At 52.5% G+C, this 19089-nt stretch carries 8 protein-coding genes; 3 read left to right on the plus strand and 5 right to left on the minus strand.

Annotated elements, in window-relative coordinates; translation table 11 throughout:
• The first annotated feature begins 240 nt into the window (after positions 1-240).
• A complete protein-coding gene (locus C5Y83_RS22700) occupies positions 241-3804 on the plus strand; it encodes a PVC-type heme-binding CxxCH protein (RefSeq protein WP_105332086.1) in 3564 nt (1187 codons plus the stop codon).
• Positions 3805-3823: 19 nt separating this feature from the next.
• Here the strand turns inward: C5Y83_RS22700 and C5Y83_RS22705 are convergent, their stop codons facing one another.
• The 5 genes from C5Y83_RS22705 to mfd all read right to left on the minus strand — a co-directional run bounded on the left by C5Y83_RS22705 (position 3824) and on the right by mfd (position 16992).
• Positions 3824-9040: an SdrD B-like domain-containing protein gene (locus C5Y83_RS22705; protein WP_105332087.1), complete on the minus strand. Its 5217-nt coding sequence runs from the start codon at positions 9038-9040 to the stop codon at positions 3824-3826.
• Between the two features lie 51 nt (positions 9041-9091).
• Entirely contained in the window at positions 9092-10120 is a 1029-nt protein-coding gene (locus tag C5Y83_RS22710; protein WP_105332088.1) for a WD40 repeat domain-containing protein, read from the minus strand.
• Between the two features lie 263 nt (positions 10121-10383).
• Positions 10384-11670, minus strand: coding sequence for a citrate synthase (locus C5Y83_RS22715; protein WP_105332089.1), 1287 nt, complete (start codon positions 11668-11670; stop codon positions 10384-10386).
• A 346-nt stretch (positions 11671-12016) separates the two neighbouring features.
• The gene (locus tag C5Y83_RS22720; protein ID WP_105332090.1) at positions 12017-13675 is read right to left on the minus strand and encodes a peptidyl-prolyl cis-trans isomerase; all 1659 of its coding nucleotides are present in this window, start codon (positions 13673-13675) and stop codon (positions 12017-12019) included.
• A gap of 74 nt (positions 13676-13749) precedes the next feature.
• A complete protein-coding gene (mfd, locus tag C5Y83_RS22725; RefSeq protein WP_105332091.1) occupies positions 13750-16992 on the minus strand; it encodes a transcription-repair coupling factor in 3243 nt (1080 codons plus the stop codon).
• A 98-nt stretch (positions 16993-17090) separates the two neighbouring features.
• Here mfd and C5Y83_RS22730 point away from each other — a divergent pair, with 98 nt between their 5' ends.
• Together C5Y83_RS22730 and C5Y83_RS22735 are read left to right on the plus strand one after the other, a co-directional pair.
• A complete protein-coding gene (locus C5Y83_RS22730) occupies positions 17091-17762 on the plus strand; it encodes a hypothetical protein (protein ID WP_105332092.1) in 672 nt (223 codons plus the stop codon).
• A gap of 61 nt (positions 17763-17823) precedes the next feature.
• Positions 17824-18468 carry a DUF1349 domain-containing protein gene (locus C5Y83_RS22735; RefSeq protein WP_146117884.1) on the plus strand — a complete coding sequence of 215 codons (645 nt, stop codon included), beginning with the start codon at positions 17824-17826 and terminating at the stop codon, positions 18466-18468.
• The last annotated feature ends 621 nt before the right edge of the window (positions 18469-19089 follow it).

Here is a 19089-nt window from a genome sequence, read left to right on the forward strand (position 1 = left end):
ATATGCCTGCGGACTCACGCCTTGCCCTCGCCCCAATCTCAATTGCGTAGCCGATCTGAGAAATTCGACAGGCTGCGAATCCACGCACTTAGGAAGAGCACGCCGCAAACCAAATTAGCTTGCGCGAATTAATACTCGCCTCACTTTTTTGGTTGGCGAACGCCTTTTCCTCTTCTAAATTAGGCTAACATCCCTTCCATTGCTTCTTCGCCCTCCTCCTCCCTGGAAAGCAATTCCATCATGCCGCTCCGCTTGCTCTTGAGGTTTTCGTTCTCCGTAGTTGTCGCTGCATTGTTTTTGCCCTCCTTGTGTCTATCCGCCGAGAAAGAAGACGGCTTTGTACCGCGTCGCCAGCAAGGCATCCCTGGGCCACCTCTTTCGCCGCAGCAGGCCATTCAAAAGATGGAAGTCCCAGAAGGTTTTTCCGTTGAGCTCGTCGCCGCAGAACCGGATCTTTTGAATCCTGTGGCGATGACTTTCGATGAGAAGGGAAGGATCTGGGTAACCGAAAGCTTCGAGTATCCACGTCACGAACCAGGCCCCGGCCGAGATAGAATCAAAGTCTTAGAAGATACCGACCAGGATGGGGCGATCGACAAAGTGACTATCTTCGCGGAAGGCCTCAATATTCCATCTGGAATTGCGGTCGGCCATGGTGGTGTGTGGGTAGCCAATGCCCCGGATATTTTATTCCTGCAAGACACCGACGGTGATCTCAAAGCTGACAAGCAAGAGGTCATCGTGACTGGTTTCGGCCGAACCGACACGCATGAGCTTCCCAATTCGCTAACCTGGGGGCCGGATGGTTACTTGTATGGTCTTAACGGTGTTTTTAATTACAGCCATGTCAAACATCGTGATAAGGATTACGTCTTCACCTGTGCTCTTTTTCGCATCGATCCGCGCACGCGCGATTTCGAATTGTTCTGCGAGGGAACAAGCAATCCTTGGGGTGTCGCATTCGATCCCAACGGTCAGGCATTCATCAGTGCCTGCGTGATCGATCACTTGTGGCATTTAACCGAAAGTGGTTATTACCATCGCCAGGGTGGCCCCTATCCGCCGCACACCTGGAAGATTGAATCGATCGTCAAGCACAAACACCAAATGGCGGCGTACTGCGGCATCGAATACTTCGACAGTGACGCCTACCCCGAAGAGTATCGTGACTGTTTGTACATGGGAAACATTCATGGCGGTTGCATCAATGTCGATGTTCTCCAGCGTGACGGCAGCACCTACTTTGCAAAGCCGCGTCCCGATTTTCTAACAGCAAACGACGTTTGGCACATGCCAGTTGATCAGAAAACCGGGCCTGATGGGTGCCTCTATGTGCTCGATTGGTACGACCGATATCACTGTTATCAAGACGCCATGGCGCGGCCTGGGGACGTCGATCGTTTAAAGGGACGACTTTACCGGGTGCGTTATGAAGAGACGCCTCGCGCCAACACTTTCGATTTGGCACAGGAATCGGATGAACAACTGATCGCCCGATTACACTCCGGCAATCGCTTCTATCGCGAGATGGCTCAGCGAGTCCTCGCCGAACGAGCTAGTGACGCCGCGATCCAACCACTCGAAGCCTTAGTAATGGATACGTCTGCTCCGTTCAAAACAAGAATGCACGCGTTGTGGTCATTGATTGGCGCCCGTCAATTGAGCGACGAGTTTTCCATTCAGTTACTCAGCGACGAAGAACCGCAACTTCGGCGTTGGGCAATACGTTATCAGGGGATCCGCGCCTCCAATAACCCGGATGTCGCCCTTTTAATCCAGAAACTCACAAGTGATGCCCACCCGGATGTGCGACTGGAAGTTGCGATCTTGGCTCCTCAAGTCGATTACCTTCCGACGATCGCCACCTTGCTGGAAGTACTTCGAAGTTCACCGAACGACAAGTTGATTCCGCATATCGTCTGGCAGAACTTGCATCCGCAACTGGAAAAACAGACGCCTGATTACCTCGCGTTAATGACTCAAGCACCTTACGAAAGTGACGCGACAACCTTGTCTCTATTACCACGCGCAACCGATCGCATCTTAGCCACGCCCGGTGTATCTGTGGAACACGTTGCGACGCTCGTTAAGCTCTTGGCATCTGATCCAGGCCAGAAAGAACAACTCGCGATCTGCCTCCAACGAATTACCCAGCAAGCTCAATCTCGCGAACTCACCGGGGAACGTCTGGCCCAATTGAAAACGGAATTGGCCGAATCACTCTCGATGATTCTCAAGCAAGGAAATGAACATCCCGGATATTACGATGCCGCAAATCTTGCGTTGGCATGGAACGATCCACAAGCAATGGAGATTGTGCCCCAGGTATTCGCATCATCGCAGATGCCGCCCGCGAGACGAATTGCGGCCCTTGACTCGCTGCTGACAACCGGTCATTCACAAGCCAATCAGCTTGTGCGTCAATACTTTGAAGATCGCCGGAACGATCAGGCAATGATTGGTCAAGTGATTCAGACGCTTGGGAAAACCGATTCGGATGTCGTGCCTAAATTACTGCTTCCGCGGCTCGACTCGCTTTCATCACAGAACCGACCTAAAGCGATTGAAGTGCTGTTACAGCGACCATCTTGGGCGATCCTTCTACTAACGCAGATTGAAACTGGCAAGCTCGATAAAGAGACGCTGAGCATTAATCAACTTCAACGCCTGGTCACCACCTCGAGCGAAGATGTTGGGCGAAAAGTAAATGACATCTATGGAAGTATTCGAAGTGGACGAGACCCTTCGCGGACGCTGATCGTCGCGCAAATGCGTCGTCTGGTCTCATCGCGGCAAGGCGATCCCCATCGAGGGATTGAGGTTTACAACAAGCTCTGTGGTCAGTGCCACAAGCTACACGGTAAAGGGCAAGAGGTAGGGCCTGACATTACTGTAAATGGCCGTGGAAATCTGGAGCAGCTCCTCTCGAACGTTTTCGATCCGAGCTTAGTCATTGGCAAGGATTACCAGGCCGTCAACGTGCTAACCGTGGATGGACGTGTATTGTCAGGCCTATTGGTCGAGGATAGCGATTCCCGAGTTGTACTAAAAATGCAGGGAGGCAAACAGGAAACGATTGCTCGTGATGATGTCGACGTCATGAAGACTTCCGACACCTCACTCATGCCGGAAGGTATAGAGAAGCAACTTAAGTCTGAGGAGATCGTCGATCTATTCGCCTACCTAACGCTAACCCAACCACCAGAAGATCCAACCGCAGAACTCATCTCAGGGGCAAGCCCCATCGATCCCGCTCAAATCGTCCTCCCTCAACAGACTGAGAACCTGTTAGCCAACGCCCAGGTCAGCACGAACGTGGATAGCTTTGAAGCGGGAAAACGAGGTCAGCCGCGTGATTTGATCTATCTTCCACAAGCAAAGAAATTTCTCGCCAACTCGCAGTGGCACGAGATCGGTGTCGGAGGTGGTTCTGAGTTAGGGGTTCTAAACGAGTCAAAAGCAGTCACCTTGAGCGCAACTTGGAAGGAACCAGTCTCGGTGAATTTCATCACCCTTTCCGGAAGCTATCCCAATCAACCACAGCCCGATACAGCTTGGCGAATCGAAGCGAAAATCGATGGTGTTTGGCAAACGCTTGAACGCGGTGTCGGCGGATGGTACGACAGTGGGCGGTATGTATGGGGCTGGCCAGGTGCGGTGAGTATTCCTATGGAAGGATTTCGAGTTCGCATTTTTAGCCCCAACGAAAAAACCCCTGTTCGCAGCATTCATTTTCGCGGCGAAGAGGGGTTCTCATGGTTTGTCGGCAATCTACCGCCCGAGGTGAACGTCATCCGGCAGTAGGCTGATTGTAATGAGCAAATTAACTCGCCTTGCGATTGGAAACGGTGACAGCGCCTTCCTTGTTCGCGTGGAAAACGCCAGGATCGTCCGATCCATCGCCGTCCCAGTCACCGACCGTTGGGACGTCGTCCCATTCACCAAGCTGGAACACTTTGTCCGTGGGCTCTTCGACACCGTTTCCGTTGTCGTCGACGACCCAGTGACCATCACGGTAAATCCCTAGTTCGTCGATACCGTCTCCATTCCAGTCGCCAACTACCGGAATATCGCCTGCCTGACCGAAGTCGAATGCGGCATCCACGGCCGGATCCCAGCGACCGTCACCATTGCTATCGATATGCCAGGTGCCGTTACGGAAGACGGCGATCGTACTGATTCCATCACCATTGAAGTCTCCGGCTAGGGCATAGTCGCCGCCTACTCCAAAGTGGAAAGTATGGTCGATTAAGTCCTGACGGAACTTGCCATGCTGAGCCACTTTCAAAATACGCGTTCCGAGTGGAGCATGCTCCACCTTGGGTGGAATGTTTTTTGGTTTCTCGATCGAGACGATCCGGTTTGCCGCATCTGGCAAACCTGGTTCTTCCTTGACCGCGCGAGGATCGTTCGGCCACGCTTTGCCGAAGATGCCAATATCGTCTTTACCGTCACCATCCCAATCGCCCACCACAGGTTGATCGCCGTCATGGCCGAGCTTGGCGTACATATCTTCGTCATCCCACTGGCCGTTACCGTTGAGGTCAATGAACCAATGACCGTCAATGAAGACCCCGAGTTCGCTCACGCCGTCACCATTAAAATCACCGGCGACCGGAATGGCTTTCTTCGAACCAAATAGTCGACTGAGCAATTCGGCTTCTTCGCCATCTTCCCCTTCAGTAAGCAGCGTCCAGCGTGCCTCGCTGAGGTTGTCGGCATTCCATGGGTTGAACTCGCCACTGGCCGACGTTAGCCAGTAAGGTGCGTCGGACGTAGCGACTGGCTCCTTACCGCGTGGATCCCCAGCATCAACAATACTTAGGTGCCAAGTAAATCCATTGGCCCCGCCGCCATACGGCAGGACTTCCGTAGGCAACACAAGTAGCGGTGCCGGAGCAATTAGTTCAGGCGAAGGTGGCGGAGTGATCACTGGAGGTGGTGTTACAGGCGGAATTCCCGGCGGAATTTCCGGTGGCGGGATGAAAGGAATCACCCGAACTTCGCTGAAGTTGTTTTCCAGCGATTCGGTTCCCCCCACAACAAAGATTCTAATGATCGCGTCGTTGCCTGGATTGACCGACAGCGAGGAGATTTCGGCAGATGATGTGCCTGGATTTACCGCCAAGCCACCCGTGGTACCTACCGTATCGATGCTATCTTCGTATCCATCCGGCTGAATCTGGTAAACGGCGTAGAATCCCGTTCGCAAACCGACGAACTTGTAGAATCCGTTGGCATCCGTGGTTACACGGATCGGACCGTTACCATAGATTCCCTGCAAGACCGAATCGCTCCCGCCCATGATCGGCTGGCCCGAGAAACCATCGCGAAGCTCGAGAATCACATTCGCTAGCGGCGTATCGTCATCCGTTCGCAGACCATCGCGAATCGAGGAGATGTCGTCAGGCAATTGTCCGCTGGCACTCGAGATCACATCACCATCTTGGAAGACGTAACCCGAAAGTGCGGCAGGCGGGATCTCGCAGAAATTGTGCTCGTCGAGATGTTGTCCAGAATGGGTGACAATGTTCGCGATACGATCGGTTTCGCTGGCATCAGCAAGGCCATTATGATCGATCTGTCCACCTTGAAAGTAACCCTCTGGCTGTGTTTCGATGACGGTGTAGGTGCCTGGTGGCAACCCAGTGAACGAGTAATGCCCGTTCTCGTCGGTCGTGGTCGTGGCGATGACGTTTCCGGCTTCGTCCAGGAGCGTGATCGTTACACCGACGATCGGATCTTCGTCTGGATCGAAGATGCAGTCTTGGTTTGGATCGACGTGAACAAAACCACCAATCGATGTCGGCAGAACTTCGCCGAAGTTGTATTCGACACCAGATTGGCCGAATTTCAAGTCAATCGAATGAATCACGTCACCAGGATTAGTGGCCGCTCCGATCGTTGCGCCATTGATCGTACCGGCGGTGTCTAAACCGTCGAGATACCCAGTTGGCTGTGTTTCAACGATTCGGTACTCACCTTTTGTCAGGCCGGTAAAGTGGTAATAACCATTGGAATCGGTGACGAGCGTGTTGACTAAGTTGCCATTCTTGTCGAACAACTGCACGGTTGTACCGGCAATTGCTTCTTCACCTGCATCGCGGATGCCGTCGTTGTTACGATCGTGGTAAACGTAACCAGACAGATCGGCCGGTTCGCTTTCGCAGAAATCGTAGTCTTCACCATGCTGACCCGCCATCAATGAAATCGATTCGATACGATCGTTCCCATTGAAGTTGCCAACTTGGATTCCATTGATGGTTCCGATGCTATCGCCACCATCGATCAAACCTGGCGGGGTAATCTCAACAATGGTGTAGGTACCCGGCAACAGTTCGCCGAAGAAATAATCCCCATTGGAATCCGTTACCGTCGACTTCAACAAGTTCCCATCGGCATCGAACAGTTGAATCGTCGCGCCGACAACCGGTCGCTTCGAAGCCGATTCATGATCGCAGTTGCCATCTTCATCGGTCAGATGCACACTGCCTGAGATCGACGCATACAGGTATTCGCCGAAGTTATAATTGATGCCGTGTTCGTCACTGCCAATCGCAATGTTGTTGATCGCATCGCCGGGATTCACGGCCACACCACGAATCGAGCCGTTAATCGTACCGGCCGAATCGATGCCGTCTTGGTAATCAATAGGATGCGTTTCTAAGACGCGATAGTTGCCAGGCGCTAAGTCGTTGAACTCGTAGAACCCAACATCATCCGTTAAAGTCACGAACGTCTCGTTGGTGTCCGTATTGATCAGCGTCACGGTAACACCGGCGATCCCTTCATCGCCGCTATCTTTCGTGCCGTTGATGTTTTGGTCGTGATAGACGTAGCCGCTGATCGAACCAAGCTTAATCTCGCCAAAGTTATACTCGATGCCTTCATCACCCCAGCGGACGTCGATCGTGTTAATTTCGTCGCCTGGATTCACCGCTGCTCCGACCGTGGTGCCGAAAATCGTACCAGCAGTGTCCAACCCATCGATGTATTCAAACGGCTGCAGTTCGACGATCTGGTACTGACCTTTGGACAAGCCAGTGAACTCATAGAAGCCGTTCGCGTCGGTGATGGCGAGTCCGGCTTGAATGCCGTTCGCGTCGAAAAGTTGAAGCAGTGTTCCTTCGATGCCTTCTTCACCAGCTTCACGAATCCCATTGTTGTTACGATCGTGGTACACGTAGCCTGAGAGGCTGGCCGGAAGGTGTTCGCAGAAATCGTAGTGCACACCGGAATCACCCGAAAGTAACTCGATATCGGAAATCCGATCGTTGCCATCAAGCTGACCAACCGTAATTCCGTCGATCGTTCCGACATGATCACCGCCGTCGATCAAACCAGGTGGAGTGATCTCTTCAATGGTGTACGTGCCCGGGAGCAAATTGCCGAAGAAGTACTCACCATTGGCGTCGGTGGTCGTTGTGGCAAGAAGTGTTCCATTTTCATCATACAGATTGATGACGGCCCCTTCGACCGGCGTCGTTTCAATCCCTTCCCCAAAGCAATTGCCATCAGGATCGGTCAGATGAACATGTCCACGAATCTCGGCAGGCCGTAGCTCTCCGAAGTTATAGTTCACCCCGGAGTCGCCACCTTTGAGCGCGATCGCCGAGATGCGATCACCCGGGTTGTGCGCCAAGCCTTGGGTGCTGCCACCGATTGTGCCTGCGGTGTCCTTACCATCTTGGTAAGTCGGCGGCTGAACGACTTCCAACACCTCGTACACGCCGGGCGGCATGTTCGTCACTTTGTAGTAACCGTTGGCATCGGTCGTAACGGTGAACGACTGAGGATTCCCCAGAACGTCGACACCTTGTACTCGAATCTGAACGCCAGCAATTCCTTCTTCGCCCGCTTCCTTGACACCATCGTTGTCACGATCGTGATAAACGTAGCCATCGATCATGGCCGGTGTCGCTTCGGCGAAGTCGTAGTCGACCGCTGCGGTGCCACCCAAGGGAATGCTGATTTCTGTCAACACATCGGGATCACCGCTTACCGTCGAGCCGGTAGCAGTACCTTCCACGGTTCCAGGCACAGCGCCGACGCTAAAGTAGCCGGTCGGCTGTGTTTCCCGAACTTGATACGTACCTGGCTGAAGTCCGAGATTCTCGCCAAAGACGTAGTTGCCATTCGCATCCGTGGTAACAGTGTTCCCTGTATCGACGAAAACGCCGTTCTCTTTCTTCCACAGCGAAAGCGTTACGCCCGCGATTCCCTGCTCACCGGCATCTTGGGTTAGGCTGAGATTCGGATCGTGATAGACAGTTCCACTGATGCTAATCGGCAGTGGATCTTGAATGATGCTACCAAAGGCACCGTCGGTACGGTCACGGTGACCAGTTGAATTATCAGCAGGAAGATCGAGCCCCGAAGCGATCAAGCGAGCATCGTATTGATCGTAAAACTTCGTACGGACCGTCGCATCCTCGTAGTGCGCAGCCGAGAATTCACCAGTTAGGATCGTTCCTTGGAATTCAGCACCAGAGGCAATCGGGTCGATCAGAATCTCATCTGGGTGAGATGGATCATAAATGATCACTTCATCCACATCGATCGAGAAACGAAGTTCTTCACCAGCATCGAAGCCCTCGAATTCCAGGATCAGCGTGCTTCCACCGTCTGTGACAATCGCTTTGACGGAATCAATTCCATCGGCGGAAATCACCTTAAACGGAAATGAAGCGTCTGCCCCGAGCCCACCTGGCGAGATATCGAAGATCATGTCCCCGGCGCTCAACCCTGGCAAATTGCCAAAGTTTTCGATTTGATCGCCATCAAAGGTAAGACGAGTAAGCTGCGTACCGGCCGCTCCGCCGTCAAAGGTCACGATGAAGGTATCGCCGTGGTCGTCACCACCGGCACCGTCTTCTTCGTGATAGATCGCACCTAGCTGTATCGCATCGGCGGCCATGACTCGGCGTGCTTCCAGCATCTCGAGTCCGCTAGTGCGAAGCGAACGATGGAGGGCTGCGTTTTTACCGCCACCAAAGAAGTTACGAAAACGACGCAATGCGTCTCGATAATGGAAACCCATCAGGCGACTCCTCTGCCTTACTTTCGCATCCGTGCGAAAATGGTGACCGAACTAATTCGAGAAACGGCTGACCGGAACCGTTAACACGGGGGGGGGACTATGGGGACCGCCAAGATCCCAAACGCGGAGTGTCGTATCGAATCCGCTTGAGATCATCGTTTGCCCTTGGGCGGTCAATGCTGCGACAGTGCCATCGTGGCCTGTCAGGTGATCAACTTCGCTTAGTGTTTCCAGGTCCCACATTCGAACCTGGTTATCGCTTCCACCGGTCGCGATCGTGGCTGGACGAATCAACGCCACGGAAAAGACTTTCGCGTCACCGGTCGAAACCGCTTCGATTTGCTGACCAGTGCTGGTAACAAAGGTCTTCAACTGACGATCGTCGCCTCCACTGACGATCTTCGCTCCATCGTGGGAGAAGACTATCGCGTGAATCCGATCGCTATGTGCTGGAATATCTCGGACGAACGTGCCGGTTTCAGCGTTCCAGATACGAATGACACCGGTACGTCCGGCGGCGGCAACAAGTTTACCGTCGGGCGAAAACCTAACCGTGCGAATGTCGTTACCGTGAGCTTCCAGTGTATGTATGCTCTTACCGTTGGTTGCATCGTGAATGGCGATTGATTTGTCGAAACCAGCCACGGCCAGACGAGTACCGTCGTGATTGAAGTCGAGAGCATTCACAACTGACGGAAATTCGCCGCCAGCGCGCAACTGAATGTTCTCTTGCACATCCCACAACAACAGGCGGTGGTCTTTCCCGGCGGTTGCCAGGGTGTGACCATCAGGGGAAAACTTCAAGGCGCAGACCCAATCTTCGTGGTCACGCAAAGTGAAAATCAAGCGGCCAGTCGAGACCTCCATGATCCGCACATAGTGATCGTCCCCAGCGACGGCCATCAACTTGCCCGCCGGGTGAATCTCAACGTCGGAGACAACCGGAGGATGCAGGCGATCAACACCTGGCTTTAGCTGAACGGTGTGCGACAACTTGACGAGGGGCATTTGAGCGAAAGTGACCGATGGCACGATCAATGTAGCGACTGCGGCTGTAGCGCCGAGAATGTGCTTGAACATCGTGAAGTTGCGTCTCCCTCGCTGAACCGAATCCCCAAACTTTCCGTAGTTTGAGGGCGTACGAAGGTATTTATCGACTGAACTTCACCAACTTCCGTAAGAGAACACCGAAAGTTCGCGGATTTAGGTAAACTTTTCCGGATGCGCGGCCGCTACCGCTGCTGGTATTGGCAAGAAAAGAGCGATATTGCTCAAGTCAAAGCGGCATGCGCGGACGCAATAGCTGGTCCGCGCGAAGAAAGTAACGATAGCTGCAAGTTCTGCTATCGTTTTTCGATCGGAACGAATTCGCGTTTGGTTTCGCCTGTATAGATCTGACGCGGACGACAAATTCGCTTGGTCTTCGATCCGTGCATTTCTTTCCAGTGGGCAATCCAACCAGGCAGACGCCCCATGGCAAACAGCACGGTAAACATCTGAACAGGAATCCCAATCGCTCGATAGATCACGCCAGAGTAGAAGTCGACGTTGGGATACAGCTTACGCTCTACGAAGTATTCGTCGTTGAGAGCCGCGTATTCCAGCTTTTGTGCTACGTCGAACAACGGATCTTTGATATCAAGCTTATCCAGCAGTCGATCGCAAGCCTTTTTAATAATCGTGGCCCGCGGATCGAAATTCTTGTAGACGCGGTGACCGAAGCCCATCAGACGGACTTTGCTCTTCTTGTCCTTGGCCAATTCGACGTATTTGTCGACATCACCGCCATTCTGGATGATTTCTTCCAGCATGTTCACAACCGCTTCATTCGCACCACCATGAAGTGGTCCCCAGAGGGCACTGATGCCCGCTGAAATCGAGGCGAACAAGTTGGCATCGGCCGAACCAACCATACGAACGGTCGACGTACTGCAGTTTTGTTCGTGGTCGGCATGGACAATCAGCAGGAGGTTCAGCGCGTCGACGAAATCAGGATCGACGTGGAACGGTTCGCTCGGCACAGCGAACATCATCTGCAGGAAGTTCTCGCAATATGACAAATCATTTTGCGGGTAAATGAATGGTTGGCCAAACGACTTCTTGTAGCTATACGCGGCAATTGTGGGCAGTTTCGCCAGCAACCGATGAATCGAGACTTCGACCTGTTCGGGATCGTGAGGGTCGAGCGAATCTTGATAAAACGTCGACAAAGCACTCACAACACTGGACAAAATGGCCATCGGGTGGGCGTCGCGAGGGAAGCCATCGTAAAACGACCGCATGTCCTCGTGCAGCATCGTATGACGGCGAATCGAGTTGCGGAAATTCGTGATTTGTTCTTCCGTGGGGAGTTCCCCGTAGATCAGCAGGAACATCACTTCCACGAAATCGCAATTGGCCGCGAGATCTTCGATCGGGTAGCCACGGTATCGCAAGATACCTGCTTCACCATCTAGATAGGTGATCGCACTGGTGGTCGACCCTGTGTTGACGTAACCTTCGTCTAGGGTGATGTAGTTGGTCGTGGCCCGCAACTTCGAGATATCGACTGCCTTTTCTTGCTCGGTACCTTCAACGACCGGCAGTTCGATTTCATTTCCTTCGATGATAAGCTTGGCATTCTCGGACATGCAGACTTCCTCACAGGGGCGTGCGCAATTAATCCCGGACGGCGGTACCGGGCAGCATTTCCGCGGAGATGGACGCATCGGCAGAAGGTCGATGCTGCGAGTAGTCGGCGCGGAAGTAAACTTGAATGTTATCTTTTGACCGCTACTTTACTCGATTGTAGAGGCCAACAAAATAGGCGGTACATCGGAATCGTGCCGCATAAGCATCGCTAATCTTGGCGATACCACCGAAAATCGGCATGCTCGCTAAATTCTTCGCGTTTACGCCCCATGAGAAAACAAGAATCTTGGGGGGAAGAATGGCAAATTTTAAAGATTAGGCTGTCTATACCGGAGGTAATACCAGCTACCTGGGTGGTGCGTCCTGCTTTTCATTGTCGAAGATGGTCCAAACTTGAGCCTTGGACTTCACCTCTTTGATGTAAGCTTCCATCGCTTTCTGCTTACGCTCTTTCTTGATTTGCTCTTTGATCTCTACCTGGGCCTTGGTGAAGGGGACCATTCCTTCTTCTTCTCGCTCTGTAACACGAACAATATGAAACCCTTCTTCCGATTCGATAATTGGGCTCAGTTCGCCGACTGGAAGGCTGAAAATTGCTTGGTCAATGGCTTCGTTCTTCAAGCTTCCCTTGCTGGTCCAGTCATACTGGCCACCTTTTGAGGCGCGAATCCCTTGCGACTCTCGCTTCGCGACAGCATCAAGCGGGGCACCTCGCAAGACTCGATTTCCCATGGCAGCCACCGCTTCCCAGGCAGCCTGGCGATTTGGAAACTCGGTGAATTTGACCATCAACTGTTCCCATTTAGCCCGAGCGGCTTTTTGATAGTCGGCGGAATGCTCGTCATAGAAGTCGAGCATCTGTTGATGCGTGACTTCCTCGTCACTCTTAACATGGCGTTGGATCTGCTGATAAGCGACCACCTGCTCGACAAAACGTTGTTTCTTTTTTTCCAGTGAGCTTCCGATCTTTCGCAGTTCGATATCGAGTTCAGCGCGCGTTTGCACGCCCGCTTCTTTCAAATCAGCTTCCAACTGGTGTTCGTAATAGTTCTTGGCCAGCATCTCCGACATCTCTCCCCTTCGATCCGCAGGAACATTCCGCAAGAATTCGAGGTAGACGATTTTGACATCGATCATGCCTGGCAGCATTTGCTTCAAAGCTTGCTCTTTGAACTGCTCAATGTCTTCTTCGCGAACCGAGCCGCGTTGCTCTTCTGGTATGGAAGCAATCCGCTGTTGGATCATTTGATTGACTGGCCCGAGGACGTCCCCCGCAAGAATCGGATCGCCATTAACGATTGCTACGATTCGAGCTGGCTTGAATAAATCGTTGTCTTCGGCAGCTGGTTGCTGCGAAAGGTTGGCAACGTACGGAGTCGCTGTTGGAGCAGCAGCGTAGTTGGTAGGTGCGGCGTAGGCACTTGGATAATCTGTGGGCAAATTGGGACCAACGGGGGCCGCATTCGGTACCATCGCCTGGGTCGACATAGCTGGATAATTGGAATACTGCCCCGTCGACGGATAGCTGCCTGCGTTCGGATAGTTAGCGGTAGCCGGATAGGAGCTTGCCTGGGGATAGCTGCTATTTTGCGGCGTGTAGGTCGGCGCCGGACCGACATTCGGCGAGTAGTTGCTAGGAGCGGGCGTCCCGTACGCAGGTGCGGTATCGGAGATGACCGCAGTCGTGCCGGTATTGTTTTGCATCGAACCAGTCGGCGGATAGCTGATTGGGGATGATACCGGTTGTCGCGTTGGAGCGGCAGCCATCTGATATTGAGGCTGTCCACCGCCACGTCGCTCGGCGAAAGGATCTTGCGGAGTCGCTTCGGCAGCTGCTTCTTGCTTCCACGGATTCCAACTCGACGGCCAACCAAATTGCGCATTGGCAGCCGGAGGCGAGACAAAGTATACCCCGACAACGAACCCGGCCAATAAGAATCGAACCCGGAATGACTTGCTCGTCAATTGCGTTGCTGAGATCACGGTGTTTGAAGTCCCATCCATAAGCAGATCGATCAGGTTGCGGCTTCTTGCCACATTCCGCGCGAGAAAATTGCGGGCGGAGTATAGAAACGCACCTAGCTTGGTTGCAACATCATTCCGGCAAAATCGAGCAACTTCGATCCATCCATGCTGGCATCAGGCAGCGGAATGTATGCTTTTGACTCGTCAACGATCCGCACCTTCTTGCCACGCAACCGTGCTAGCTGCTCGATTCTCGATTTATTGGTATACACGAACACCAAGAAGGTTTGATCGACTTCTTCTTCAATATAGATTGCCGAAACCTGCCAGAATGCGGCATCCAGCTTCAAGTTCACCAAACGCAGTAATTCGTCGACGACCGGTGGTGGCGTACCAAACCGGTCACGAAGTTCTTCTCGGATCTGGATCAGGTCGTCGTCCGAGGCAATTCGGGTCATCCTGCGATACAGGTCAATCTTCTGCCGCATATCTCCGATGTAGTCGTCCGGCAGATAGGCCTCGACTGGCAGATCGATATCAACGTCGATTGTCAATTTTGGAGGCAACTTCTGAAGTCGCCGAACGGCACTCTCCAACAATTGGCAGTACAACTCGTATCCTACTGTGGCGATATGGCCACTCTGTTGCGTACCAAGAATATTCCCCGCACCTCGGATTTCGAGATCACGCATCGAAATCGCAAAGCCTGCCCCCATGTGGCTGAACTCTTCAATCGCATGCAATCGCTTGCTAGCGATCGGCGTTAGATGCTTGGCCGGTTCCAGCAACATATAGCAGTAGCCACGATGATGCGATCGGCCAACGCGTCCACGCAACTGATGCAGGTCCGCCAAGCCGTAGCGATCAGCCTCGTCGACGAAGATCGTATTCGCATTGGGAATATCGAGCCCGCTTTCGATGATCGTCGTGGCGAGCAAGAGATCAAACTTCCCGTCAATGAAGTCGACCATCACTTGCTCAAGTGCTCCCTCTGCCATCTGACCGTGCCCAATACCGATCTTAGCTTCCGGCACGATGCGTTGCAGCTTGGCGGCAACGACTTGAATGTCTTGCACGCGATTGTGCACGAAGTAGATCTGCCCGCCCCGATTTAGTTCACGGAGTACCGCATGCCGAATGAGTTCGTCGCTCCAACGAGAAACCTTCGTCTCGACGGCGATTCGATCCTTGGGGGCCGTTTCGAGATTACTGATGTCACGGACACCAACTAAAGACATATGAAGGGTTCGCGGAATCGGAGTCGCCGTCATGGTCAAAACGTCGACTGTGGTACGCAACTGTTTTAAGCGTTCCTTAACTTCCACGCCAAAACGCTGCTCTTCATCGATGATCACCACGCCCAGATTTTGAAAAACGACATCCTTGGAAGCCAAGCGATGTGTTCCAATGACGACATCAACCGTGCCGTTCTTCAAACCTTCGACGACTTCACGTTGTTCCTTAGCGGTTCCAAATCGGCTCAATCGTGCGATCGAAAAGGGAAACTCGGCCATCCTTTCCCGAAAGGTCTTGTAGTGCTGCTCTGCCAAGATGGTTGTGGGCACAAGTACGGCAACCTGATATCCGTTGTCGACCGCCTTGAACGCGGCTCGCATCGAAACTTCCGTCTTACCGAAACCGACATCCCCACAGAGAAGTCGATCCATGGGACGCGGCTGCAGCATGTCTTGCTTGATCGCAGCGATCGCCTGAAGTTGGTCGTCGGTCTCCTGGTAAGGAAATGACGCATCAAATTCATATTGCCAACGCGTATCTTCCGCGAAAGCGATACCTGGCCGACTGCGTCTCTCTGCTTGCACGTGCAGAAGATCCGCCGCAAGATCTTTGACCGCCTTTTCGACGTTCTCTTTCTGCTTCTTCCAAACAACCCCACCAATTCGAGCCAACGGTGGGCGAGTCTTGCTTCCGCCAACGTATTTCTGCACCAAGTCGATTTTCGAGGCAGGCACGAAGATTTTCGTCTCACCATGAAATTCGAGAACCAGATGCTCCTCAGCATTGCCTTGCTTCTCAATCAATCGCAGACCGCGATAGCGGCCAATCCCGTGACCGAGATGGACAACCAGATCCCCTTTCTTCAGGTCAAGGAAGCTGTCGATCACCTTCCCAAGACGCCGCGTCTTCGTACGATGGATCGCTCCACGATGGAAGATTTCATCGCCACTGATTAATACAAGTCGCCCTTCGCGAAAGCGAAATCCTTGATGCAGGCCACCCAATACATAATGGAGGCGACCTGACTTGGCGACCTCGGTGGCATCTAAAATCTCGTGCAGCCGTTCAAATTCTGCCTCCATCCGGCAGACGATGACCACGTCGAGACTCTGACTCGCAACATCGAGTTCGCCCCGCACACGATCGATGTCACCACTAAATTGCTCGACCGATTCGAAATTCAGATTTGCCGTAACGTTGAACGTTCCGCTTGAGATCCCCGCGACCGATACTTTGCGGAAGTCGTTAAGCCGGGCAATCGTTTCGGCGAATTCGAACGCATCGCGAACGTCATCCACACGTTTCAAATAGTCATCTGCCGTCTGCTTCATCTGATCCGGTTCGATCAGCATGAAGACCGTATCCTCAGGCAAATAACTGATGAAGCTTCCCTGGTAATCGCGTGAGTGTCGGAGTGCGGTGATGTCGACTTGCTGAAGTGTTTCGACGCTGCGCTGCGTTTCGACATCGATCTCGCGGATCGATTCGATCTCATCACCGAACAGTTCGACACGGACTGGTCCGTTCCAATCAGGCGCGAAGACATCGAGGATTCCTCCTCGCAGCGAAAATTCGCCCGGTAACTCAACCGCGCTCGTCGAATGGTATTTGTGAGCCAACAACCACTTGGCTAGTTCGTCTGCCTCGAATCGCTGCCCCACTTCCAATCGGCGACTATTCGCCAAAATGTTCTCTTTGTCCGGAACAGGCTGAATCAGGCTTTCAATCGAGGTAATCAGAATTGGTGGACATTCGCCGTACACCAAGTGCTTCAAAATACGTAATCTCGCTGCATAGATCTCGTCATGCAGACGGCGTTCTTCCGGAGACGATTCCCAGGCCGGAAAGGAACTTATCTCGCTGTCAGAGAACAGCGGAATCGCATCAGCGAGTTTCTCAATCTCTGTCAGGTGTGGAGCGACCAGGACAATATGCGAACCAACTTCCGCTTGAATTGCCGAAGCGACGAGCGCGCAGGCCGATCCCCAGACTCCTTCCAGCGTTGCGTCCTTGCCCTGATTTAAGGCTTCAAGGACATGCTGAAACGACTCGTTCTGCTCAAAACATTGCGGCAGGCTTTTGAGCATCGCCGCCGCTTGCTGGGATGTCGCGAGGCTCATTATGGATTGGTGTGAATTCTAGGTCGGATGATAGAATCGGGCCAAGATGACATAAGGCAGATTTTACGTTCTTTTGGTTTTCAAGGAGGAGTTAGCGGATGAGGATTCAACTCGCGCTGGGCTTGATTGTATTTGGTTTTCTCTGCTCAAACCTAGCGGCTGAGGACATTCCAGGCTGGGGCGTCTTAGTCGACCCGGTCGGCAATTGTCCTGTCGAATTCACCAAAACGGGCATCGCCATTCAAGTCCCCGCAGGCATTCATGACATGAACCCCTATTTACGTCAGACGAATGCTCCCCGAATCTGGCAAGAAGTTGCTGGGGATTTCCTGATCGAAGCACGAATCATTGACTTCCCACGTCCGCAAGCCAAAACCGGAGTTAACGGTCATCAAAGCTATATCGCCAGCGGCATTCTTGTCTGGCAGGATGACGCCAATCTTTTGCGATGGACTCGATCGGCTAGTGGCGAGGCGAAGCAGATCTATCTGAGTTGCGAGCAGTATGAGAAGAACACGGCCATCGGAGTTGGCAATTTTCCATTAGAAGACAAACCAGTTTCACTTCGAGTCGAACGAAGAGGGGATCGCATACGTATGTGGGCTACGTACGACACGTCTGGCTGGAAGATGCTGCTTGATCGCCGGTGTGGCTATCGAGAGACACTGAAAGTGGGTGTTTTCGGTTTGAACGTGACAGAAAAGGACGTCGAGTTCCATTTTGAAAACCCCTACGTACTAGCCGAGAAGAAGACGACCGAAGACCAATAGCCCAAGCAAACACGACGTAACACACTAACTGAACAGCACTTACACACACTACACAGACAGCATGCGAACTATCTTTCCTGTATTGATGCTAATCGTGTTGCTTCATAGTTCGGCACTTTCTCAAGAGTTACCTGGCTGGGGCAATCTCGTTGATCCAGTTGGCGACTGCCCGGTAGATCTCAACGAAAACGGAATCACATTAACGATTCCCGCAGGCGTACATCAACTAAATCCCACGATGCAGATCGTGAATGCACCACGGATTCTGCAACCTATTGAAGGTGACTTCCTGTACGAAGTCCACGTCAAAGAATTCCAAAGGCCCGAGGCGAATAGCGGTGCAAACGGAAATCGAAGCTACTTGGCAGCGGGAATCGTTGTTTGGCAAGACGAAAACAACTTCCTGCGCTGGACACGTTCAGCTAGTGCAGAAAAGCACGCCATCTACCTCAGCTGCGAGCAGTTCGAGGGCGGCCAGCATGTCGGTGGTGGTTACTTCAAATTGAAGGATCAGCCCGTATGGCTGCGAGTAGAACGTCGTGGAAAGATGCTGAAGATGTCAGCATCGAACGATGGAAAGACCTGGTCGGAGGCCATTGAGCGTGATTGCACTTACGCAGATCGCCTCGAAGTGGGCGTTTTCGGGCTCAATGTCACCCAGCGAGACCGAAAGTTCGATTTCCACGGTTCCTATCTACTCAACTAACATCTGCCAACTGGCCGAACAACTTGGCACTATCCCGCGAATCGCGGAATTCGCACGACATTCGCGAAAGTTTTTCCTCGGCGTAACACCTTGCTGTTACAGGACTTCCACCTTTCGCCAAATTTCACCGATCAAATTATCGCCACCCCCGTTTGACAACTACGGCCCGGCGGTGATACATTGCGTCCTTCCAGTTGAGGGCAAGTCCTTCACAGGGAACAATCACTTCAACAACGAAGTGCAATTTGATCTTTGACAATTTGGTTGGTAGATGGCATTTTGTGTGACGAAGTGCTGTTTGATTGAGTTGCTTGTCGCTTGACGAGTAGTGCAACGAACAAAGCTTTGTCGCCTAAAAACGATGCAATTTCATAGAGTTAAGGTTATTACAATTATGTGTTGCCTTTGAGTTCAGTTTCGACTGAATTGCTTTGGCAGTGCCGATAAGAGTAATGACCGTTCTCAAAGAGAATCTAAACGTCTGCCGGTTGTAGCTCAAGTCTTCTCCTGAGAGGGTGAAGCAACGAGTTGCGATACAGCAGCGTATTAGAATCGTTACAAGATACGGATCTCAGTGACCAGCTCTTAGACAAGTTGGTCACATTAAAGTAGTCCGAAATG

This window comes from Blastopirellula marina (assembly GCF_002967765.1).
In the GTDB taxonomy this organism is placed as follows: domain Bacteria; phylum Planctomycetota; class Planctomycetia; order Pirellulales; family Pirellulaceae; genus Bremerella; species Bremerella marina_A.